The organism is Gallibacterium genomosp. 1, assembly GCF_000771875.1.
Taxonomy (GTDB): Bacteria; Pseudomonadota; Gammaproteobacteria; order Enterobacterales; family Pasteurellaceae; genus Gallibacterium.
The window spans coordinates 1-21,274 of the sequence record NZ_JPXX01000003.1; the positions used below are offsets into that span (position 1 = coordinate 1).

Annotated in this window: 21 protein-coding genes; 11 read left to right on the plus strand and 10 right to left on the minus strand. The window is 38.5% G+C overall.

What is annotated here, in order from left to right:
• Positions 1 to 190 precede the first annotated feature (190 nt).
• The 3 genes from JP36_RS11930 to JP36_RS11475 all read left to right on the plus strand — a co-directional run bounded on the left by JP36_RS11930 (position 191) and on the right by JP36_RS11475 (position 1,239).
• Positions 191 to 400, plus strand: coding sequence for a hypothetical protein (locus tag JP36_RS11930; RefSeq protein WP_081964319.1), 210 nt, complete (start codon positions 191 to 193; stop codon positions 398 to 400).
• Between the two features lie 230 nt (positions 401 to 630).
• Entirely contained in the window at positions 631 to 1,041 is a 411-nt protein-coding gene (locus JP36_RS11240; protein WP_234702130.1) for a DDE-type integrase/transposase/recombinase, read from the plus strand.
• A gap of 12 nt (positions 1,042 to 1,053) precedes the next feature.
• Positions 1,054 to 1,239 carry an integrase core domain-containing protein gene (locus JP36_RS11475; RefSeq protein ID WP_039170928.1) on the plus strand — a complete coding sequence of 62 codons (186 nt, stop codon included), beginning with the start codon at positions 1,054 to 1,056 and terminating at the stop codon, positions 1,237 to 1,239.
• Positions 1,240 to 1,397: 158 nt separating this feature from the next.
• Here JP36_RS11475 and JP36_RS00600 read toward each other — a convergent pair whose 3' ends face one another.
• The gene (locus JP36_RS00600; RefSeq protein WP_039170931.1) at positions 1,398 to 4,187 is read right to left on the minus strand and encodes an autotransporter domain-containing protein; all 2,790 of its coding nucleotides are present in this window, start codon (positions 4,185 to 4,187) and stop codon (positions 1,398 to 1,400) included.
• A gap of 183 nt (positions 4,188 to 4,370) precedes the next feature.
• On the opposite strand from JP36_RS00600, the gene JP36_RS11245 reads away from it, so the two are divergent.
• A complete protein-coding gene (locus tag JP36_RS11245; protein ID WP_081964317.1) occupies positions 4,371 to 4,637 on the plus strand; it encodes a transposase in 267 nt (88 codons plus the stop codon).
• Positions 4,638 to 4,717: 80 nt separating this feature from the next.
• On the opposite strand, the gene JP36_RS00610 is transcribed toward JP36_RS11245, so the two are convergent.
• Entirely contained in the window at positions 4,718 to 5,362 is a 645-nt protein-coding gene (locus JP36_RS00610; protein ID WP_039135111.1) for a TfoX/Sxy family DNA transformation protein, read from the minus strand.
• A 278-nt stretch (positions 5,363 to 5,640) separates the two neighbouring features.
• On the opposite strand from JP36_RS00610, the gene JP36_RS00615 reads away from it, so the two are divergent.
• The 5 genes from JP36_RS00615 (at position 5,641) to hupA (ending at position 9,217) form a co-directional block, all read left to right on the plus strand.
• Positions 5,641 to 6,120, plus strand: coding sequence for a YchJ family protein (locus JP36_RS00615; RefSeq protein ID WP_039170934.1), 480 nt, complete (start codon positions 5,641 to 5,643; stop codon positions 6,118 to 6,120).
• 177 nt (positions 6,121 to 6,297) lie between these two features.
• Positions 6,298 to 7,077: an NAD(+) diphosphatase gene (gene nudC / locus JP36_RS00620; protein WP_209434458.1), complete on the plus strand. Its 780-nt coding sequence runs from the start codon at positions 6,298 to 6,300 to the stop codon at positions 7,075 to 7,077.
• A 3-nt stretch (positions 7,078 to 7,080) separates the two neighbouring features.
• Positions 7,081 to 8,148, plus strand: a complete 1,068-nt coding sequence (gene hemE, locus JP36_RS00625) for a uroporphyrinogen decarboxylase (RefSeq protein ID WP_039170940.1) — start codon at positions 7,081 to 7,083, stop codon at positions 8,146 to 8,148.
• A 9-nt stretch (positions 8,149 to 8,157) separates the two neighbouring features.
• Entirely contained in the window at positions 8,158 to 8,748 is a 591-nt protein-coding gene (locus JP36_RS00630) for a YjaG family protein (RefSeq protein WP_039135120.1), read from the plus strand.
• Between the two features lie 196 nt (positions 8,749 to 8,944).
• Positions 8,945 to 9,217 (plus strand): nucleoid-associated protein HU-alpha, encoded by a 273-nt coding sequence (gene hupA / locus JP36_RS00635; protein ID WP_013745698.1) that lies wholly within the window; start codon positions 8,945 to 8,947, stop codon positions 9,215 to 9,217.
• A 49-nt stretch (positions 9,218 to 9,266) separates the two neighbouring features.
• On the opposite strand, the gene apaH is transcribed toward hupA, so the two are convergent.
• The 8 genes from apaH to carA all read right to left on the minus strand — a co-directional run bounded on the left by apaH (position 9,267) and on the right by carA (position 19,589).
• A complete protein-coding gene (gene apaH / locus JP36_RS00640; protein WP_039170943.1) occupies positions 9,267 to 10,088 on the minus strand; it encodes a bis(5'-nucleosyl)-tetraphosphatase (symmetrical) ApaH in 822 nt (273 codons plus the stop codon).
• A 16-nt stretch (positions 10,089 to 10,104) separates the two neighbouring features.
• Positions 10,105 to 11,058, minus strand: a complete 954-nt coding sequence (locus JP36_RS00645) for a calcium/sodium antiporter (protein ID WP_039170946.1) — start codon at positions 11,056 to 11,058, stop codon at positions 10,105 to 10,107.
• Complete coding sequence (rsmA, locus tag JP36_RS00650) at positions 11,058 to 11,906, minus strand: 16S rRNA (adenine(1518)-N(6)/adenine(1519)-N(6))-dimethyltransferase RsmA (RefSeq protein WP_039170948.1); 849 nt, start codon at positions 11,904 to 11,906, stop codon at positions 11,058 to 11,060. The genes JP36_RS00645 and rsmA overlap by 1 nt, the downstream gene beginning before the upstream one ends.
• Before the next feature lie 152 nt (positions 11,907 to 12,058).
• A complete protein-coding gene (locus JP36_RS00655; protein WP_039170950.1) occupies positions 12,059 to 13,000 on the minus strand; it encodes a peptidylprolyl isomerase in 942 nt (313 codons plus the stop codon).
• Positions 13,001 to 13,074: 74 nt separating this feature from the next.
• Complete coding sequence (gene pyrR, locus JP36_RS00660) at positions 13,075 to 13,614, minus strand: bifunctional pyr operon transcriptional regulator/uracil phosphoribosyltransferase PyrR (RefSeq protein WP_039153464.1); 540 nt, start codon at positions 13,612 to 13,614, stop codon at positions 13,075 to 13,077.
• A gap of 131 nt (positions 13,615 to 13,745) precedes the next feature.
• A complete protein-coding gene (locus tag JP36_RS00665; RefSeq protein ID WP_039170952.1) occupies positions 13,746 to 15,065 on the minus strand; it encodes an NCS2 family permease in 1,320 nt (439 codons plus the stop codon).
• Positions 15,066 to 15,216: 151 nt separating this feature from the next.
• Entirely contained in the window at positions 15,217 to 18,405 is a 3,189-nt protein-coding gene (carB, locus tag JP36_RS00670) for a carbamoyl-phosphate synthase large subunit (RefSeq protein WP_039170955.1), read from the minus strand.
• A gap of 26 nt (positions 18,406 to 18,431) precedes the next feature.
• The gene (carA, locus tag JP36_RS00675; RefSeq protein WP_039170958.1) at positions 18,432 to 19,589 is read right to left on the minus strand and encodes a glutamine-hydrolyzing carbamoyl-phosphate synthase small subunit; all 1,158 of its coding nucleotides are present in this window, start codon (positions 19,587 to 19,589) and stop codon (positions 18,432 to 18,434) included.
• Positions 19,590 to 19,939: 350 nt separating this feature from the next.
• Between carA and JP36_RS00680 the strand changes: the two genes are divergently transcribed.
• Positions 19,940 to 20,683, plus strand: coding sequence for an MlaA family lipoprotein (locus JP36_RS00680; protein WP_039170961.1), 744 nt, complete (start codon positions 19,940 to 19,942; stop codon positions 20,681 to 20,683).
• A gap of 94 nt (positions 20,684 to 20,777) precedes the next feature.
• Complete coding sequence (locus tag JP36_RS00685; RefSeq protein ID WP_039170963.1) at positions 20,778 to 21,272, plus strand: YfbU family protein; 495 nt, start codon at positions 20,778 to 20,780, stop codon at positions 21,270 to 21,272.
• Positions 21,273 to 21,274: the final 2 nt, after the last annotated feature.

Below are 21,274 nucleotides of genomic sequence, written 5' to 3' on the forward strand. Positions count from 1 at the left end.
GAGGTTAGCGTTTTTTTTTCGCTTTAATGGGAGTGAGCCACTAAATTAGCAGTCCTCAATAGGTGGTAAACTATCACAAAAAGAGGACACTAAAATGAGAAGAACATTTAGCCCAAATTACAAAGTCACCGCAGTAAAATGAGTCACTGAGCAAGGTTATTCCGTTGCCAAAGCCTGTTTAGAATTAGGGATAGGCGAAACGGCCTTACGGCGTTGGATAAAACAACTCCAAGCAGAAGAACAAGGCTATGTATTACCAGGAACGAAGCCACTGTCGCCAGAGCAACAACGGATAAGAGAGCTTGAACAACGGATTAAAATTCTCGAGGAGGATAAAGAAATCCTAAAAAAGGCTACCGCGATTTTCATGTCACTCGAGCGCAACGCTACCAAGCGGTAAAGACATTAAAATCGTATGGAATAAAACGGGTTTGTGCGTTATTTGCGCTTTCAGAGCGGACATATTATGCGAAGAGAAAGCGTCAGGCTAAGCCGAATAAACATTTCGGTTTGGCGGTAGAGATAAAGGCGTTATTTGATGAAAGTCGAGGTTCAGCAGGAAAGTGAACTTTAAAGGCGAGACTTAAAAGTAAGGGGCTTGAGGTAGGATTAGCCTTAATTCGAAACCTGATGAAACAACAGGGATTAGTCAGTAAACAGCCACGAAAGCGTTGGCGTTCAGGCACATCAGAGAAAGCGTCCACATTGTTTAATAATGTGTTAAATCGGCAATTTAGTCCCCACTCAGAGACAACGGTGTTATGTGGTGATACCACCTATGTGAAGGTACTGGGGGAATGGTATTATTTAGTGATAGTAATGAATTTAGCACAACGTCAAGTCGTGGGTTGGCGATTGCAGAAACAGCATGATGCAACGTTAGTTGTTGATGCATTAAATCATGCGATGCTGACAACGAAAAGAACAGAGAAGATGTTGTTTCATTCAGACCAAGGCAGTATTTATGGAAGTGAGGCGTTTATCCAATGTGTCAAACAACATGGTTTGATACAAAGTATGAGTCATCGAAGAAATTGTTGAGATAATGCTCCGATGGAGCGTTGGTTTAGATGTTTTAAATATGAATGGATGTTAAAGGACGGTTATTCTTCATTAGAAGAAGCTAAGGAAGATATTAAGCGTTATGTGTTTTACTATAACAGAGTGAGACCGCATAGCTATAATCAAGGATTACCGCCAATTTTAGCGAAAAAAAACTATCAAGGACTGCTAATTTAGTGGATCACTACATTCAAAATTTTTAGTTCCCTTTCGTTACACTTAGGGGTATCAGTTATATCACAATAAATAGAATATAAATCAAAAACTTATATAAAGCTTCAGATAAAAAAATACCTCGTAGTAACGAGGTATTTTTATCTAACCTAATAGTTAAATTAGAACTGAATTGCTAAATTCACATTACCAGAAACAGAGTTAAACCCTTTCGCAAAAGTCGATTGTACTCCAGTACTCAATGCAATATTTTTGCTAATTTGATATTTTGCTCCCACATTAAGTTCACCAATTACGCGTGATACATCACAATCATCTAATGTAAACCGATATTGTGGATAATTCACAAAACCTGCACGTAAATAATTACCTCGATATGTCATATCATACCCCACAGCCGCTTTCGTTTGTAAACTTAATCTGTCATTGACTTGGAAATCACCTTTTATACCTGCTTTTACTATAAAGGCTTCTGTACTTTGTTTATCTACTGCAAAATCAAAATCTTTTGCTCCTTTCTCTATATAATCTTCGACTTCAACTCGTTGATAATCTAATGTCAAGAATGGCGTTACTTTCGTTTGAGGATTAATTTGGAATTCTCTATTTAATGTGATACCAGTTCGAAAATGATTCGCTTTCATTTCACTTTCCGCTGTCCGCTCTAAGAAAGTTAACCGACGTTTTCCATCTAAATAAGATTGACCAACTCCTGCATAAAAATCAATATCCCATTGTGGGGTTAAGACAGTATTACCATATACACCAACCTGCCAAGTATCCGCTTTTAAGTTATGATTAGCTGATGAATCATAACTATCTGCATCAGTTTTAATATAACCTGCTGTTAAACCTAATTTGGTATTCTCAGTGACGCAACGTTCATTACCTACTGCAATACCATAATGGTTAGCTTGATAGCCTGACAATCCAAATGATCCATCTCGCTCATTCCATTCACCTAACACTTTTGCCCACACTTGATTCTCATCAGTATCCACTAAACAACGTCCTGTCGGTATTGCTTTTGTTAAAGTATCGGTTGCTTCTATTATGACTCGACTGGTACGAATACCAAGTAATGGCTGAAGTTGTTCTACCGCTTTAACCACCTCTTTTTCACTATTTAATTTTATTAAACCAAAAGCAATATCATTGTCTGCTGATGCTTTAATTTTATCTAAGCTAGCTGCTACTGGAACTAAGCAATCATCACACGCTTGTTTCACCAGATGTTCAATTAAGCCTGGCTTCGGTTCAGGAGTAGGATTTGGAGTTGGGTTAGGTTCTGGGGTTGGGTTAGGTTCCGGAGTTGGCTCAGGTTCTGATACAGGAGTAGCTTTAACATTTAAATGCATCGCTTGTGGGTCATATATCGCAGTAAAATCAAATAATATACTATTATCTTCTATTTTCGGATTAAAACGTCCTTTCAGCACCCCATCAGTACTTAACACATTTAAGAAAGTATCATCACCGCCTTGCAGCTTATCGGCATACACATAAAGTTTACTACCATCATCAATCACAATATCCTTGGCACTATGTAATTGGCTGTAATCGCTATGACTATTAACATCGACTTGATAAGTGCCTTTTATCGTTAACGAATCAACCAGTTGTTTACCTCCAGCCTGGGAATACAAAGTACCATTTGGATTAACTACTATATCGGTATGCACAATGGTATTTGGTGCTAATGCAATTTTACCTTCATTAATGGATAAACCTGGACGATGGATTCCCTTATCATCGATATAACCAGTAATAATATCTTTATTTAGGGTACCTGTAAGGCTCCAAGTACCTGTACCTGTTTTTTCAATAGTGTCAAAAGCAAAGAATTTTTTTCCTGTGGAATAAGTAACACTAAATGGATCATTTATCTTAATATCCTTGGTAATATCACCTAATTCCCCTAAATGTAGGGATAGGATATTTTCACCTGATAACATTAAAGTATTAGTATTCCATAATGTTATATTAGATAAATCTATATTACTTATCGAAAATATAATTCCTTCTATTCCTTCTGGGCTTCTCATCAGCTTTAAGGTTTGCCGTTGAGGTTTATAACTAGTCCATCTATCTCCTTCTACATCCATAAAAGAAAAAACAACTGCACCAACAGCTTCACCAGAAGAAGCTGGACCAGCCATACCGGGTATTGCTGTCACAGTAGCATTCCCACCAATAGTAGTTATACCACCTGCTTTACCATTCCCTATGTGAAGTCCAATAACTCCTTTAATACTCCCTCCCATCATAGTGAGATCTCCGCCCCCAAATACATTGAGTCCATATCTATTAATTTCTCCCCCTGTCATAGTAACGGAATTTACTCCATATGGTAGATTAACCCCATTCTTGATATTTCCTCCTGCAATAACAAGATCACCTATTCCCTCATCATCTGTATCAAAATCATCTACTGTCCCGCCTAATATTGTAAGATCAGTATATTCATCTATCTTAATAGAGCCTACATTACCACTCTCTAAGATAAAATGATTTTTAGCCGATGTATAGCTATCACTATATACAGCGACAGACTTCGAATTAATATTTCCACGTAACACTATTTGCGAACCATCTGAAACAATAAGACGATTAATATTTCCTTGTCCATCTAATATAACATCAGATGCTCTTTCAACTAGTATTGTTGAACATGAATTTCCAACTAAATAATAGGTTCCTGAAGAAGTAATTTTGTCTGGACATACTGCTAAAACAGGTAAAGAAAAAAATGCTAATAATGTTGCTACAATGATATTTAGAGGAAATTTTTGTGATTTATAAGTTACTAATGAAGGGAGAAGGGGGGGGGAAACTTGAGTATTTGTTACAGCTTTTACTATGCTGGTTTTACCCTTTGTTCTGGTATTTTCAGAAGCACACTGCCATAACCGCTGAACAGCATTCCAAACTAAACGATAGATATGATTCATAAGAAGTTCCTTATCTCAGAGGGGTATTTAAAGAAATAGCAGTCCACATCACTGCTACAAAAAAAGTTATTCAAAATAACACTTTATTAGTATAAGCTTATTTTTATTTTTTGCTAGTGTAGTGGTAGACTAATTTTGCAGTCCTCAATAGGTGGTAAACTATCACAAAAAGAGGACATTAAAATGAAAAGAACATTTAGCCCAAATTACAAAGTTGCCGCAGTAAAATTAGTCACCGAACAAGGTTATTCCGTTGCCCAAGCTTGTTTAGAATTAGGGATAGGTGAAACGGCCTTACGTCGTTGGTGGTGCGGTAGCTTGTTTTTTTCATTGACATACGTTTCCAGTTCAGCGGTTTCCACAGACGAAAAGAGTAAGATGGCTTTAATGCAACTGTGGTGTGATGAAAAAATTAAATACCTGTTAATAAATGTATCAACAGGTATTTAACATTATAATATTACCGACTAGTACACCCAATATTTTGTTGAATTTTGCAATTCCAGATTAAGTCTTATTAAGACACAAAGTTACCTCCTGAATTTCATTGATTCTTCAGATAAATTCGCATTTTTTAGTGCGAAATTGAGTTCCTGTAATAGTTGTAATCGCTCCTCATACGTAATAAGTGAATAATATCTGTGCTGCAATGCGCCAATGAGTTTCCAAAATAGATCTAGATGGACATTACCAATCAATTTTCTGATCCGAATATAAGTTTCTATCGCTCCTATCTGTCTTAGTGTGCGGACATTTTTTATATCAACACGATTCAATAACAACTCGTGTTTGAAATTAAGGTTTGGTAGATCCTTAATACGAGATTGGCGTTTTTTCTTAGTTTGCTGTTTTTTCTGTTTGACTTGTTCTATAGAAAGTAATATCAATGAACGATATTTTTGCTTATCTTCAGTAATTTCTTTAGGTAGATAGAAATACATATTTGAAGGTGATGTATATGGATAGGGAACACCTCCAAGTTGAATGATAAGTTTTGCTAATTCTCCAACAGCTCGAATATAAACAACATTATTTCTATAGATAGCAAACATATGAGAATCTTTGAAAATGCCATAGCCGTTAAATAGACTCTTTATTACGACCGTCCCAACTAACTCTCCCATAATTCTAGATACTTCGTCAGTGTTTCTTCCTGTATACGTTTGCAGAATCATAATAATTCACCTATAGTTGATGTAATTTAAACAAAAATTGCACTATCGGTAACGATTGCATAGAAAATATATCAATAAAAATTTTTATTTAGAAACGTTTTTATGATAAAAAAATGGATTATGTGAGGTTGATCGATAAACTGAAAAAAACTTGCATTTTTTATAACACTTTTGCCGTTATGTGAATAATAATGATATAAAATGTAAGTTTTTTTAACATTTGATGTTTGTAAATGCATCGTGTTCTGCTATACGGAAACATAAAAGAGATTAGAACAATGAAAGGAAACCATAATATACAATGTCCTTGCCAATCTGGATTTGAATATCAAGACTGTTGTCAGCCATTACATCTATATCAAAAAAAAGCAGCAACTGCAGAACAATTAATGCGTTCCCGTTATTCGGCATTTGTATTGGCAGAGATTGATTATATTGTAAAGACGACAGCACCAGTACAGCAATCACTACTAAATAGCAAAGCGTTACATCAATGGGCGTTAAATACCCAATGGGACGGATTGGAGATCGTGAAGGTCGTACCGGAAATGGATAATCATCACGCACTGGTTGAATTTAAAGCTTTTTTTCTGCACCAAAAGAAACGAATGACACACCACGAATTATCTATTTTTGTGCGGATTGCGCAACAATGGTATTTTTTAGATCCGACAGTTGCCACTAAATGGGGATTAAAAGAGCCCTGTTTCTGTCATTCAGGAAGAAAATTTAAACAGTGTTGTGCTAAATATTTGTAAATAATCGTATCCTTAAATTCTTAGTTATTATCGTTGTATGTACTATACGCTTCCATCAATTCTTTTCCTTGTTTACCTCAAAGTAAAAAAACAACGGAATAGACGGAATTTCGCTATAATAGCCTGTAAAAATTGGAGAAAGGTCGAAGTTCAATCATTAAAGAGGTGTAAATAATGATGCAGGCTATTCACAAACAGGATCAAGGATATTGGTTATTAACGCAAGGATCGGCAATTTATTTGCAGCAGGGAGAGTTGCCTTATGGAGAGGCAGCATTATATGGAGTAGAAGGGTTATTTGGTTGTGTAATTGGTGAATATCACCAACACCCATTATGGTTGGTGGAAGAGATTCCTAATGATGAGCAACGCGAGTATGTATCGTTGCGTTCACAGCTTTATCGTAAAGAAGAGGAATTTAATCTATTAAATCGAGGTGTGGCGTTGAATTATTTCTTTAAAACACACCGTTATTGTGGAAAATGTGGCGAGAAAACCTATTTGACAACTGGTGAATTTGCTGTGGAATGTCCTAAATGTGGCTATCGTCATTATCCGGTGATTTGTCCTTCAATTATTGTTTCTATTAGAAGAGGAAAAGAAATTTTATTGGCAAATCATCAACGCCATATCGGCGGAATTTACACCACATTGGCAGGCTTTGTCGAAGAGGGCGAATCATTGGAGCAAACGGTCGAGCGAGAGATTTTTGAAGAAGTCGGCTTAAAAGTGAAGAATATTCGCTATTTCGGCAGCCAGCCTTGGGCATTTCCAAATTCATTAATGGTCGGTTTTTTGGCGGATTATGACAGCGGTGAAATTCGTTTACAAGATAATGAAATTCACGATGCAAAATGGTTTCGTTATGATGATGAACTTCCTCTATTGCCGGAGGAGGGAACAATTGCACGCAAATTGATTAAAACAACATTGGCACTTTGTGCAGAGGATAAATAATTTATGACCCAATTAAAAAATGATCGTTATTTACGCGCTTTATTACGGCAACCGGTTGATATGACGCCGGTTTGGATGATGCGTCAAGCCGGGCGCTATTTGCCTGAATATAAGGCGACTCGGGCGCAAGCCGGCGATTTTATGTCGTTATGCCGTAATGCAGAGTTGGCTTGTGAGGTCACTTTACAGCCATTGCGTAGATATGATCTGGATGCGGCAATCCTGTTTTCCGATATTTTAACCATTCCGGATGCGATGGGGTTAGGGTTGAGTTTTGGGGCAGGGGAAGGGCCTAAATTTGCGAAACCGATTCAATGTCAGGCGGATATAGCGCAATTACCGATTCCTGATCCGGAGCAAGAGTTGGGCTATGTGATGAATGCGGTGAGAACCATTCGTCGTGAATTAAATGGTTCGGTGCCATTAATCGGTTTTTCCGGTAGCCCGTGGACATTAGCGACTTATATGGTAGAGGGCGGATCAAGCAAAGCGTTTACCAAGATTAAAAAAATGCTCTATAGCGAACCCGCATTGTTACACGCTTTATTGGATAAATTAGCGGATAGTGTGATTTTGTATCTTAATGCGCAGATTAAAGCCGGCGCGCAGGCAGTAATGGTCTTTGATACGTGGGGTGGTGTGTTAGCTCACCAACAATATCGTGAATTTTCATTGCGTTATATGGAAAAAATTGTTAAGGGTTTGATTAGGGAATCTGAAGGGCGGATTGTACCGGTTACTTTATTTACTAAAGGTGGTGGTTTGTGGTTGGAAGCAATCGCAGATACCGGATGTGATGCAATAGGTTTGGATTGGACGATTGATATTGCGCAAGCAAAAGAGCGTGTTGGTGATAAGGTAGCGTTGCAGGGAAATATGGATCCTAGTGTTTTATATGCGCCAGCAGAACGTATTGAACAGGAAGTTAAAGCCATTTTAGCTGGATATGGTAAAGGTTATGGACACGTCTTTAATTTAGGACACGGCATTCACCAAGATGTGCCGGTTGAAAGTCCTAAAGTGTTTGTTGATGCGATTCATCGTTTTTCAAAAGTGTATAAGACAGCCTAAGAGGTAGATATGAGGAACCCGATTCAAAAACGTTTGGCAAATTTGGAAAGTTGGCAACAGTGTGTTTTTATGGCCTGTTTGTGTGAACGAATGTATCCTAATTTTGTGATGTTTTGCAATATTACCGAACAACCGCAGCAGGCAAAGGTTTACCATAATATTATGAACCTTGTTTGGGAACATTTAACTATTAAAAATGCAAATATTAATTTTGAACACCAGTTGGAGAAGTTTGAGCAAGTTATCCCGAATATTAATGACTACGATTTTTTCGGTATTGTTCCGGCGGTGGATGCTTGTGAAGCATTATCTAATTTGTTACACGCGCTAATTGGTGGAGAAAGTTTAGAGCAAGCAATAAGAATTAGTTTGTTATCTTTGCAAACCATTGTGTCATTATTGGAAACGGAAGAAAATCGCCATTTTAGTGATGATGAATTGAAAAATAATGAGTTAATTATTGATGAGTTAGATATTCAATGGGCGATTTATCGTACACTCAATGAACTGGAAAAACGTGATATTGAGGTGATTAACGGTTTGAAAAATGAGATCCGTGCCACAAAAATGAGTAATATCGGAGTTGAATTAAGCAATTAATGTGACTTTTTTCTAATTTTAGTAATAAATCTCTTTTAATATGATTAAAGTTAGATTAATCTGTTCACTCAAGACAAGGCTTGAGCTGGGGTGGATCAAGGGATATTCACCAACGAGGCTATCTCGGCTTTTTCAAAAAATTGAAAGAGAATCTATTCAATTTCTAAACCACAGTAAAATATAGAGGGTAATATTTATGAACAAAACTGAATTAGTTGACGTAATTGCAGAAAAAACTAAGTTAAGCAAAAAGGATTCTAAAGCAGCATTAGAAGCTGCCTTAGAAGCAATTACTGAAAGCCTTAAAGCAGGTGATGCAGTACAATTAATTGGTTTCGGTACATTTAAGGTTAACCAACGTCAAGAACGTACAGGACGTAACCCACAAACCGGTAAAGAAATCAAAATCCCAGCAACTAAAGTGCCTGCATTTGTTTCCGGTAAAGCTTTAAAAGATGCTGTAAAATAATTTTGGTGAAAAAAGTCGCTATTTTTTATAATAGCGGCTTTTTTAATGGCTAAAAATAGGCTTTTATTGCCTGTTGAGTAAATAGTTGTTTATCTTCCCAGCGTAACATCGTTAATCTATTGCCCCAAACACAACCGGTATCTAATGCATAAATATTTTTAGGCGTTGGATAATCAACAAGGCTTGCCCAGTGACCGAATAAGATTGCTATTTGCTGATATAGTGGATTTTCTAATTCAAACCAAGGTTTTAATGGGGCTGGTGATTCATTTGGCGGTAATTTACACTCAAATTCTAAGCGATTATCCGGATAGCAGTAACGCATACGCGTAAAAACATTAATGCTGTAACGTAAACGTTCAATGCCGCTTAAATCTTCAGACCAGAGATCCGGTGAGTTTTGATACATTTCACGTAATAATTGTAGATAATCACCTTGTTGCAATACCTGTTCAACTTCCGCAGCACACTGTTTCGCCGTTGCCAAATTCCATTGCGGACAGATACCGGCGTGAGTAATGACGAAACCAAGATCGGAACGATCAATCAGTAAAGGCTGATGACGCAGCCAATCAATCAAGTCTTTAAAATCCGGCGCGGAAAAAATAGCATCAACATGATCTTTTGCTTTGATTTTCTTAATGCCAAAAGCGGTAGAAAGCAAATGCAGATCGTGATTGCCCAATACGGTTTGTGCTGATTTACCCAATGCTTTGACAAAACGTAGACATTCGAGAGATTTATCGCCGCGAGCGACCAGATCACCGACCAGATAGAGTTTATCCTGTGCCGGATTAAAATGAACTTGTTGTAACAGCAGTTGCAGTTCATCAAAACAACCTTGTAAATCACCAACAATATAGGTCGCCATAAATTCCCCCTTCTCTTTATAGTGTAATGAGTAAATAAGCGAGGTAGATAAAATAAGTTGCGAGCAATATCGCACCTTCACTTCGGGATATTTTTCTGCCTGTTGATGCAAATAGCCAAAGTAAGAGCATACTGATAATCAGCATTGCGAAATCAAGATAAGAAATATCACCGACAGCAAGCGGAAATACGCTTGAACAGGCACCCATCACGAAGAATATATTGAAAATATTGCTGCCGACAACGTTACCAATTGCCAGATCGGAACTTCCTTTTTTAGCAGCAAAAACAGATGTAGCCAATTCAGGAAGTGAAGTACCGCCGGCAACAATGGTTAAACCGATGACAGCATCACTGACCCCGAAATTTTGTGCGATTTGAATCGCGCCGGAAACAAAGAAATCGCCGCCGATAATTAATACCGCTAGACCAATCAGCAGATAGAATCCAATTTTTAATGAAGAGAGCGGTGTAGTTTCATCCTGTTCACTTTCCTCTGATTGATCCTGCTTGGCATTAGCAAAGGTATAACTTAGGAAAATAGCGAAAAACAGCAATAAAATTAAGCCATCACCACGCGAAATAAAGTCGATCGCTTGATTGTTTAGTAAACGATCAAAACAGAGAAAAATGAAAGCTAACGAGGCTAACAGCGCAAAAGGGATCTCTTTTTTAACCGAACTTGCTTTGATCATAATAGGTGAGGCGAGCGCACTGGCACCGACAATAACCAAAGTATTAAATAGGTTGCTGCCAATAATATTGCCGACAGAAACACCGGAATTACCTTTTAATGCCCCCCAGAAGCTGGTAATGAATTCAGGCAGTGAAGTACCGAAAGCAACAATGGTTAAACCAATAATTAACTCATTAATTTGAAAACGGCGAGCAACGGCAATAGCGCCATCAGTGAAACGATCAGCACCCCAAAGAATGCCGACAATGCCGATCAATAACGTAATATATTCCATTATTCTTCCTCATCTTGATTGACAGTTCCGGCATCGGCAAGCGGTGGATTATCGGCAAGCCAATTGGCGAGGCGAGCGTAATCGGCAATAGTGAGATTTTCTGCACGATCGGTCAGTTTAATACCTAATTCTGTAAGTTGTTCAGCTGTAAAGAGATCCATCAATGAATTTCTTAAAGTTTTACGACGTTGATTAAATGCTTGGGTACAAACGCGGTTTAACCAGTAAAGATCTTTTACTGGATGAGGCAATACTTTATGGGGAACTAAGCGTACAACGGCGGAATCTACTTTGGGAGCAGGTTTGAAAGCTGATGGGGGAACTTCCAATACAGGAATAACTTGGCAGAAATATTGAGCCATAATGGTTAAGCGACCGTATGCTTTACTATTTGGGCCTGCACATAAACGGTTTACCACCTCTTTTTGCAGCATAAAGTGCATATCTTGAATGACATCGTGATATTGAAAAAGGTGAAACATCAAAGGTGTTGAAATGTTATAAGGCAAATTGCCGAAAATTCGTAATGGTTTCTCTGCCTGCTGTGCTAATTGTTGAAAATCAAAACGCATTACGTCTTGCTCAATAACGGTCAATTTTTGATGTAAAAACGGATGGTGGCGTAATCTTTCTGCTAAATCACGATCCAATTCGATCACGGTTAAATGTTCAATTTGTTCAGCAACCGGTTCGGTTAAGGCACCGAGACCGGGACCAATTTCGATGAGAAAATCATTTGCTTGCGGATTAATCGCAGCAACAATACTTTGAATAATTTGATCATCGTGTAAAAAGTTTTGCCCGAAACGTTTTCGTGCCGTATGTCCTAAATGTGTTTTTGAATTCATCAAAATCTCCTCAATAGTTGGAATCTTGCTGTTGGTGGCGACAGAATGTATTTATTGTTGTTTTAGCAAGTTGTTTTCTAGAAAAAATAACCGCACACAGTGTGTGCGGTCGCTATTATAACTAAATCGCTTAGTGTTGAATAACCGAGCAATTATTTTTGTAAAATCTTAATATCGGCTGATTTTCTCAATGTTTTCACCCAATCTTTAGAGGCTTCCATTGCTTGTTGATTAACTACTTGCTGATAGGCCTTTTGCATATAGGCTTCTTTAGTTTTATCCCCTTCACGTTTATCGACAACTTCTAGAATATGCCAACCATATTGGGTTTTAAACGGCTGAGAGATCACACCTTTTTTGCTATTTTTTATCATTGCTTGAAATTCCGGATCATATACTTCAGGGAAATTCCAACCTAAACTCCCACCGTTAGCTCCGGAAAGGTAATCTTTTGAGTAAGATTTTGCTGCAGCGGCAAAAGTGGTTTTACCTGCGATAATATCACTACGCAAATCAGATAATTGTTTTTTGGCTTGAGCATCATTTAATAGAGGATTTGTCTTTATAAGGATATGGCTGACAAGATATTGTGGAGATTTTACAGTCTGCAATGTACCTTTTTGCTTTGCTTCATTGTACATCTGCATACCCAATTTTTCTATTTGTTCACGTGAAACAGAGATACTTTCGTTTATTGCTTTATTACGAACTTCTCCCATAATAATTTGGTGGGCAATCTGTTGACGGAACTTTGCTTCACCGATTCCCTGATAATCTAATGCATCGAGGAATTGCCCATAAGTTAAGCCATTCTCATTGGCAATTTGGTGCATAATTTGTTGAATTTGTTGTTGAGATACATTGATGTTTGCATCTTTAATTGCTTTTTGTACTAACATATCGTCAATGATATCATCCAGTGCGGCTGCACGATTGGCTTCAGTATTGGCGCGTTTACCCAAAGCCTGTTTAACTTGACTATTTAATATAGGAGTACCGTTAACAGTTGCTACAACTTTTTCTACGGCATAGCTTGTTGATGCTAATGATAAACAGCCTGTTAAAAGTAAAAATTTGATCCATTTTGTTTTCATAACCTATTGTCCTATTTGCTATATTTTGTACTGTGTTCCGTTTCACATTAGATGACGAAATTAAAAAAAGGTTCTTAATCGTTCCTTATTAAATCCACTTGATAACAGCCATCATATTTCATTGTTTTCACTTGTATCTGTTCCTGTCTTGAAGTAGGGATATTTTTACCAACATAATCGGCACGAATAGGCAGTTCACGATGCCCTCTATCAACAAAAATTACCAGTTCGATTTTTGCAGCCCTACCGAAATCAATCAGTGCATCCAATGCCGCACGAATAGTTCGACCGGTAAATAATACATCATCCACTAGGATAACTTTTTTATTTTGAATATTAATGGCTTCCGAAGCACCGTGATAAACCGGAGATTCGCTCGCTTCAGCATATTGCAAATCGTCACGATAAAAAGTGATGTCCAGTTCCATATAGGGTAGGATTATGCCGGTCAGCTGCGCAATTTTCTGCCGTAAAAGATCGGCAATTTCAGCGCCTCTACGGCGAATACCCACGATGATTAAATCATCCAATGTTTGGTGTTTTTCAATAATTTCATGGGAGATACGTGAGATCGTACGAAAAAACTGGCTTTCATCGATAATCACTTTTTCCATAAATAAAGTAACCTTCTAATTAGGATAGAACAGAGTTAAAAATAGCATAAAATTAGCGTTAACGCACATTGAAAACCTATTTTTCAAAGAAAATTAGGTTTTGTCGAAATGACAAAACCTAATAGTTCAGATTAGATAGCCCAGTGGCCGGCATAGAATATCACTAAAATGATCGCAATAATGACTGTACCAAGGTTGAGTTTACGCCATTCGCCGGCAATGATTCGTCCGATAACTAAAGAGGCGAAACCTAACATAATGCCGGTAACGATATTGGCGGTTAAGACGATAAATACCGCACAGATTAAACCACTCATTGCAGCGACAAAATCATTGAAATCCAATTTAGCAACATTGCTCAACATTAATAGACCAACATACATCAATGCTGGTGCCGTGGCATAACCGGGTACTAGAGCAGCTAGTGGTTGGAAGAATAACATTAATAAGAATAATAAACCGACAACAATGGCAGTAATACCAGTTTTACCTCCAGCAGCAGTGCCGGCTGCTGATTCAATATAAACGGCTGCAGGTGCGGTGCCGAATAAGCCGGAGAACAAACTGCTTAATGAGTCTGACGTCAAGGCTTTGCCACCGTTAATGATTTGCCCATCTTTATCCAAAAGATTGGCTTGACCGGCAACAGCTCGAATGGTACCGGTTGCATCAAAAACAGCTGTCATTACTAAGGCGAACACTGCCGGTAAAACCATTGGTTGCAATGCACCGGCGATATCCAACTGTAAGAAATGAGAGGTTTCACCGAAAGAAGGCAATTTGAAAATTTGACCGGAAAATTTAACATTAGGATCGAAAATTAAACCGATAATGGTGATGGCGATAATCACTAACAGAATGCCACCTTTTACTTTCAAACGTTCCAAACCGATAATGGCGGCAAGACCGATCAAAGCCATCATTACTGGGAAAGAGGTGAAATCACCTAATTTAACCGGTAAACCGGCATCATTACCGACCACCAAACCTACACCGTTCGCAGCAATCAAAAGCAGGAATAGACCGATTCCGATACCGGCACCGTGCGCGATACTGGCTGGCAGATTACGTAAAATCCAAGCACGAATACCGGTGGCGGAAATTAATGTAAAGACAACCCCCATTAAGAAAACGGCACCCAATGCCACCGGAATACTGACTTGTTGCCCAAGCACTAAGCTAAAAGCGGTAAAGGCGGTTAATGAGATTGCCACGCCGATAGCCATCGGCGCATTTGCCCAAAAACCGATAAGAATTGAACCTAAACCTGTTACTAAACAGGTCGCAATAAAGACGGATTCAGCGGAAAAACCGGCGTTACTTAACATTCCCGGCACAACAATAACGGAATAAACCATTGCTAAGAATGTTGTGAGCCCAGCAATAATTTCTTGGCGTAAAGAACTTTTGCGGGCGGAGAGTTCAAAACGCTGTTCAAGCATATTAGACATTGAAATACCTTAAATTATAACGAAAGGAAAATAGGGGAAGAATTTTACCTGAGTCGGCGACAATCTACTATTAAAAAATGCAAACGTTTGCGTTTTTTTGGAAATAAAACGCCTTACCCGCTAAAGGCAGCAAGGTAAGGCGTTATTGATTCTAGCCCTGTAATGAATAGATATTTAATTGATCAAGTTTGTGTAAGCCGTTTGCCAAAGCGGTAGCACCGTTCATTGTGGTCAACACCATCACTTTATGCTGCAAAGCGCTACGGCGAATAGAATGGCTATCAGCAACAGATTCCGGTTTGCCGTCAACAGTGTTGATAACCAGTGCAATTTCACCGTTCTTAATTGCATCAACAATGTGCGGGCGACCTTCACGAACTTTATTCACGTGTTGAACAATAATACCTTGTTCGGCAAGGAATTTAGCAGTGCCGTAAGTTGCGCATAAACCGAAGCCAAGTGCTTGTAATTGTTTGACTACAGTCAATAAACGTTGTTTATCCTGATCGGCAACAGATAGGAACACTTTTCCTCCGTGAGGGATATGTTCACCAGCACCAAGTTGTGCTTTGATAAAGGCTTCAGCAAAAGTTTCACCTACGCCCATTACTTCGCCAGTCGAACGCATTTCAGGGCCTAAAATAGTGTCTACTCCCGGGAACTTGATAAATGGGAACACTGCTTCTTTAACTGCAAATTTTTCCGGAATCACTTCTTTTTTAATATTTTGCTCTGCTAAGGAAATACCTGCCATAACGCGTGCAGCGATTTTAGCTAAAGGTACGCCGGTAGCTTTACTAACGAAAGGAACTGTACGAGAGGCACGTGGATTAACTTCAAGCACATAAATAGTGTCGCCTTTAACGGCAAATTGAACGTTCATCAACCCGACCACTTTTAAAGCAAATGCCATTTCAGTGGTCTGACGGCGGATCTCATCCTGAATTTGTTGGCTCAAAGAATATGCAGGAAGAGAACAAGCGGAGTCGCCACTATGGATACCAGCCTGTTCAACGTGCTGCATAATACCGCCAATAACAACTTGTTTCCCATCGCAAATACAGTCGACATCGACTTCGATTGCATTATCGAGGAAATGATCCAGTAAAATCGGACTATCATCAGAAACCTGTACGGCTTCGCGGATATATTTATTAAGTTCATCTACGTTGTAAACAATTTGCATTGCACGGCCACCTAAAACATAAGACGGACGCACAACTAAAGGATAACCGACTTCGTCAGCTAATTTTACGGCTTCTTCTGCATTTTTTGCCGTGTGGTTAGATGGCTGTTTTAATTTCAGATCATTTAAGATCTGTTGGAAACGTTGTCTATCCTCTGCTGCATCAATGCTGTCGGCAGATGTTCCAATAATATTGACGCCGTTTTGTTGCAATTTATTGGCTAGTTTTAGTGGGGTTTGACCACCATAATGCACGATTACGCCATACGGGTTTTCAATGTGAATAATCTCTAAAACATCTTCAAGTGTTAGCGGTTCAAAATAGAGACGATCAGAAGTATCGAAATCAGTAGAAACGGTTTCCGGATTACAGTTAACCATAATAGTTTCAAAACCACTTTCTCGCAAGGCAAGAGCGGCGTGTACACAGCAATAATCGAATTCGATTCCTTGACCGATACGATTTGGACCACCTCCCAAAATCATAATCTTTTTACGATTTGATGGGGTAGCTTCACACTCTTCTTCATAGCAAGAGTAGAGGTAAGCCGTATCTGAATTAAATTCACCTGCACAGGTATCAACACGTTTGTAAACTGGATGTAGATTGAATTGATTACGGCGTGTTCTCACATCACTTTCACTAGTTTTAGTTAATTGCCCAATACGTTTATCGGAGAAACCTTTTCGTTTTAAACGGCGCAACTCAGCGTAGTCTAATTGATCCAATGTTTTTTGTTCTAGTGTCAACTCTTCTTGTACAAGATCTTGAATTTGTCGTAAGAACCACGGATCAATTTTAGTGTAACGATAAACCTCATCTAATGACCAACCTAAACCAAAAGCATCTGCAACATAGAGTAGGCGTTCAGGGCCAGGATTAGAAATTTCGTGACGTAATTTTTCATTATCTTCTGAACGTAAATTAAATCCGCAAATGCCTGTTTCTAAACCACGCAATGCTTTTTGTAAACTTTCTTGGAAAGTACGCCCCATTGCCATCACTTCACCGACAGATTTCATTTGCGTGGTTAAACGGTCATCTGCTTGTGGGAATTTTTCAAAGGCGAAACGTGGTACTTTAGTAACAACATAATCAATTGAAGGCTCAAATGATGACGGAATTAATCCGCCAGTGATGTCATTGCGTAACTCGTTTAATGTGTAACCGACCGCTAATTTAGCCGCTACTTTGGCAATCGGGAATCCTGTTGCTTTTGAAGCAAGTGCAGAAGAGCGGCTAACACGAGGATTCATTTCGATCACAATCATTTCGCCGTTTTCAGGATTGATAGCAAATTGTACATTTGAACCACCGGTATCTACACCAATTTCGCGTAACACCGCAAGGCTTGCATTACGCATAATTTGGTATTCTTTATCAGTGAGAGTTTGTGCCGGAGCAACGGTAATTGAGTCTCCAGTGTGTACTCCCATTGGGTCGAGATTTTCAATGGAGCAAACAATAATACAGTTATCTGCTTTATCACGTACTACTTCCATTTCATACTCTTTCCAGCCTAACACCGATTGCTCAATTAATAGTTCGTGAGTTGGGGAGGCATCAAATCCACGTTCACAAATAGCTTGAAATTCTTCCCGATTATAAGCGATACCACCACCAGAACCGCCCATTGTGAATGACGGACGAATTAAGGTTGGAAATCCAACTTGTTCCTGAGCTTGCCACGCTTCAGCAAAGGTGTGGCAAATGAATGATTTTGGCGTATGTAAACCGATTTTCGCCATTGCTTCTTTAAAACGACCGCGATCTTCTGCTTTATCAATTGCATCTTCAGTCGCACCGATTAATTCCACATTATATTTTTGTAAGATACCGTTTTTGGAAAGATCTAATGCGCAGTTCAATGCAGTTTGTCCGCCCATTGTCGGCAAAATGGCATCCGGGCGCTCTTTGGCGATAATTTGTTCCACTGTTTGCCAACGAATTGGCTCAATGTAGGTAACATCAGCCATATTCGGGTCGGTCATAATGGTTGCTGGATTTGAGTTAACAAGGATAACTTTATATCCTTCTTCACGCAATGCTTTACAGGCTTGTGCACCGGAATAGTCAAATTCACACGCCTGCCCGATAACGATTGGACCGGCACCGATAATTAATATTGTTTTAATGTCTGTGCGTTTTGGCATAATTTATTTTTCACCCATTTTACTGATTAACGTGTCACATAAGAAGTTGCTGTTTGTGTATGGCTTGCAATATCCATTTTGTGAATAAATTTATCAAAGAGATAAGCAACATCGTGCGGACCTGGGCTGGCTTCTGGATGACCTTGGAACGAAAATGCGGCTTGTGTTGTCAATTCAATTCCTTGAACCGAACCATCGAACAGAGAACGATGTGTGATGCGAACATTATTTGGCAGACTATCAGCATCCACTTCAAAACCGTGATTTTGACTGGTAATTAATACTTTTTTGTTATCTAAGTCTTCAACAGGATGGTTTCCGCCGTGATGACCAAATGCCATTTTTTTTGTTTTCCCGCCAACAGCTAAACTGAGTAATTGATGTCCTAAACAGATACCGAAAATAGGTTTTTTACTTTCTAATAATTGACGGATAGCAATAATGGCGTATTCACAAGGTTCAGGATCGCCAGGGCCGTTAGAAAGAAAAATGCCATCCGGATTAAGTGCTAGCACTTCACTAGCTTGGGTATCTGCAGGAACAACCGTAATATGACAACCACGTTCCGCCAACATTCTGAGAATATTCCGTTTAACGCCGAAATCATAAGCGACAACGTGAAAACGGTAATGTTGTTGTTGAGGATAACCTATGCCAAGCTGCCAAACACATTCAGTCCATTCATAACTATTTTTACAAGTTACCTCTTTAGCGAGGTCTTTACCTGCCATTGAACCGAAACTTTGTGCTAGAGTTAATGCTTTTTGTTCATCAATTTCACCTGCCATAATGCAACCAGACATTGCACCTTTGTCTCGTAATAGACGAGTTAAGCGGCGAGTATCAATATCTGCAATTGCGACTACATTATTTTGCAGTAAATATTGATGCAAAGACATTTCACTGCGGAAGTTACTGTGTAAGAGTGGCAGATCACGAATAATTAAGCCAGCAGCGTAAACTGCATCGGATTCTACATCTTCGCTGTTGGCACCGGTATTGCCGATATGTGGATAGGTTAAGGTAACAATTTGTTTTGTGTATGAAGGATCAGTGAGGATTTCCTGATAACCAGTCATTGAAGTATTAAAAACCACTTCACCTATGGTATGTCCTAGTGCGCCAATGGCTTTACCTCGGAAAACAGAACCGTCAGCGAGGACGAGGATAGCTTGTTCAGACATCAATTACTCCTAAATAATTTTATGTGTTAGGTTGAACACTTACGAATGCTCATTAACCACAACTTAGATCAAATGGCGATTTACGCTTTTGGCTAAATTGTGCCTGAAAGTTTTCGCTAAAACCGAAAAAATCGCATTATTTTAATTGAGCAAACGATTAAATACAATGTTTCAACCGCTAACAATCTTGTTTAATTGTTAATGTTGTAGTGTACTTTATGAAATAATATGCAATATTTTTGAATATTTATTCATTTAAGACAAGCGGTATTTTTGATTTAACGATTTTTTTCAGCCTGAAATTTGATTAGAATAAATAAAGTTTAGAGAAAAATAAAATGGGAATGACTATGGTAAGACAATTGAAAAAAATATTATTTACTGCAATGGTAATAATTCTGGTTGGTGGTTGCTCAAGCCATCAGGATAATGGAGAACGCAGTGACCCATTACAGGGGATTAATCGTACAATGTGGAACGTAAATTATAATTATCTTGATCCCTATATTGTACGTCCTATGGCTAAAGGTTGGCGTGATTATGTGCCACAACCAGTGAAAACAGGAATTATTAATTTTGCAGATAATTTAGATGAGCCTATGAGCTTTGTTAATCGATTATTGGAAGGTAATTTTAAACAAGCAATGGTGCATTTTGACCGTTTTTGGATTAATACGATTTTTGGTTTAGGAGGCTTTATTGATCTTGCCAGTGCAAGTGAACCATTAAAAAAGCAGGAAAAGCGTGAATTTGGTGATATGTTGGGGCATTATGGTGTTGGTACTGGTGCTTATGTGATGGTGCCAGGGTATGGTGCTGCGACACCACGCCAGGACTTAGGGCATTTAGTTGATATGACTTATCCAATGTTGTCTTTTCTTGGACCTTGGGGGCTTTTGAAATGGGGAGTTCAGGGTATTGATAGTCGTTCTAGAGTATTAGATCAAGATGTTCTATTACAACGATCACAAGATCCATATGTTACTTATCGTGAGGCTTATTTCCAAAACCTTAAATTTAAAGTGAGTGATGGTAAGTCAGAAACGAAGACAAGTGAGAAGCTGGATAAAAATATTTTAGATGAAATCGATTAATCTTTAATTTTATTGATTGAAATTAATAACTACAGTCGAAGAATCCTTTACAGTAGTTGGCAGTTTAATTTTTGATTTAGAAAAGGATAAAAATATGGAAATGACATCCATTCAACGTTTAATTTTGGCTAACCAGTATGAATTAATGGCATTATTAAATCCAGAACAGGCAGTGCATTTTCGTCGGTTGAAAACAATTGTACAGTCAGGTTTTGCAAAAGAATTGCAAGAATTGGATAAAGGCTTCTCCTATTTGGGTGAAGCGGAATGTGATGCCGTACGAGATACTTTAGAGATGTATCACGCATTGCAGATTTGCTATAACAAATTACCGGATAAATCCGTGATTAGTGCTAACCAAATCAAGTTTATTGGTTATTGTGCTATTAGAGAGAAAAAATATTGTCAATATGTGAAATTTTTACGAGAAAGTGAAAAACTTTATGCGGATGTTGAATTTTATGCAGATGATAGTGATGCACAAATCTGTATGGCAGAAAAATATCAAAAAATGTTGGCTGTTTGGCGTAGTTGTCCACACGAATACCACCTCAGTGCGGAAGAAATACATCGTATTTTGGTAGCTTAGCA

Bases quoted from the DNA above. Each gene is read 5' to 3' on its own strand.
- JP36_RS11240 (WP_234702130.1), top strand. From the start codon at position 631: ATGAAACAACAGGGATTAGTCAGTAAACAGCCACGAAAGCGTTGGCGT.
- JP36_RS11475 (WP_039170928.1), top strand. From the start codon at position 1,054: ATGGAGCGTTGGTTTAGATGTTTTAAATATGAATGGATGTTAAAGGAC.
- JP36_RS00600 (WP_039170931.1), bottom strand. From the start codon at position 4,187: ATGAATCATATCTATCGTTTAGTTTGGAATGCTGTTCAGCGGTTATGG.
- JP36_RS11245 (WP_081964317.1), top strand. From the start codon at position 4,371: ATGAAAAGAACATTTAGCCCAAATTACAAAGTTGCCGCAGTAAAATTA.
- JP36_RS00610 (WP_039135111.1), bottom strand. From the start codon at position 5,362: ATGATTCTGCAAACGTATACAGGAAGAAACACTGACGAAGTATCTAGA.
- JP36_RS00615 (WP_039170934.1), top strand. From the start codon at position 5,641: ATGAAAGGAAACCATAATATACAATGTCCTTGCCAATCTGGATTTGAA.
- nudC (WP_209434458.1), top strand. From the start codon at position 6,298: ATGCAGGCTATTCACAAACAGGATCAAGGATATTGGTTATTAACGCAA.
- hemE (WP_039170940.1), top strand. From the start codon at position 7,081: ATGACCCAATTAAAAAATGATCGTTATTTACGCGCTTTATTACGGCAA.
- JP36_RS00630 (WP_039135120.1), top strand. From the start codon at position 8,158: ATGAGGAACCCGATTCAAAAACGTTTGGCAAATTTGGAAAGTTGGCAA.
- hupA (WP_013745698.1), top strand. From the start codon at position 8,945: ATGAACAAAACTGAATTAGTTGACGTAATTGCAGAAAAAACTAAGTTA.
- apaH (WP_039170943.1), bottom strand. From the start codon at position 10,088: ATGGCGACCTATATTGTTGGTGATTTACAAGGTTGTTTTGATGAACTG.
- JP36_RS00645 (WP_039170946.1), bottom strand. From the start codon at position 11,058: ATGGAATATATTACGTTATTGATCGGCATTGTCGGCATTCTTTGGGGT.
- rsmA (WP_039170948.1), bottom strand. From the start codon at position 11,906: ATGAATTCAAAAACACATTTAGGACATACGGCACGAAAACGTTTCGGG.
- JP36_RS00655 (WP_039170950.1), bottom strand. From the start codon at position 13,000: ATGAAAACAAAATGGATCAAATTTTTACTTTTAACAGGCTGTTTATCA.
- pyrR (WP_039153464.1), bottom strand. From the start codon at position 13,614: ATGGAAAAAGTGATTATCGATGAAAGCCAGTTTTTTCGTACGATCTCA.
- JP36_RS00665 (WP_039170952.1), bottom strand. From the start codon at position 15,065: ATGTCTAATATGCTTGAACAGCGTTTTGAACTCTCCGCCCGCAAAAGT.
- carB (WP_039170955.1), bottom strand. From the start codon at position 18,405: ATGCCAAAACGCACAGACATTAAAACAATATTAATTATCGGTGCCGGT.
- carA (WP_039170958.1), bottom strand. From the start codon at position 19,589: ATGTCTGAACAAGCTATCCTCGTCCTCGCTGACGGTTCTGTTTTCCGA.
- JP36_RS00680 (WP_039170961.1), top strand. From the start codon at position 19,940: ATGGTAAGACAATTGAAAAAAATATTATTTACTGCAATGGTAATAATT.
- JP36_RS00685 (WP_039170963.1), top strand. From the start codon at position 20,778: ATGGAAATGACATCCATTCAACGTTTAATTTTGGCTAACCAGTATGAA.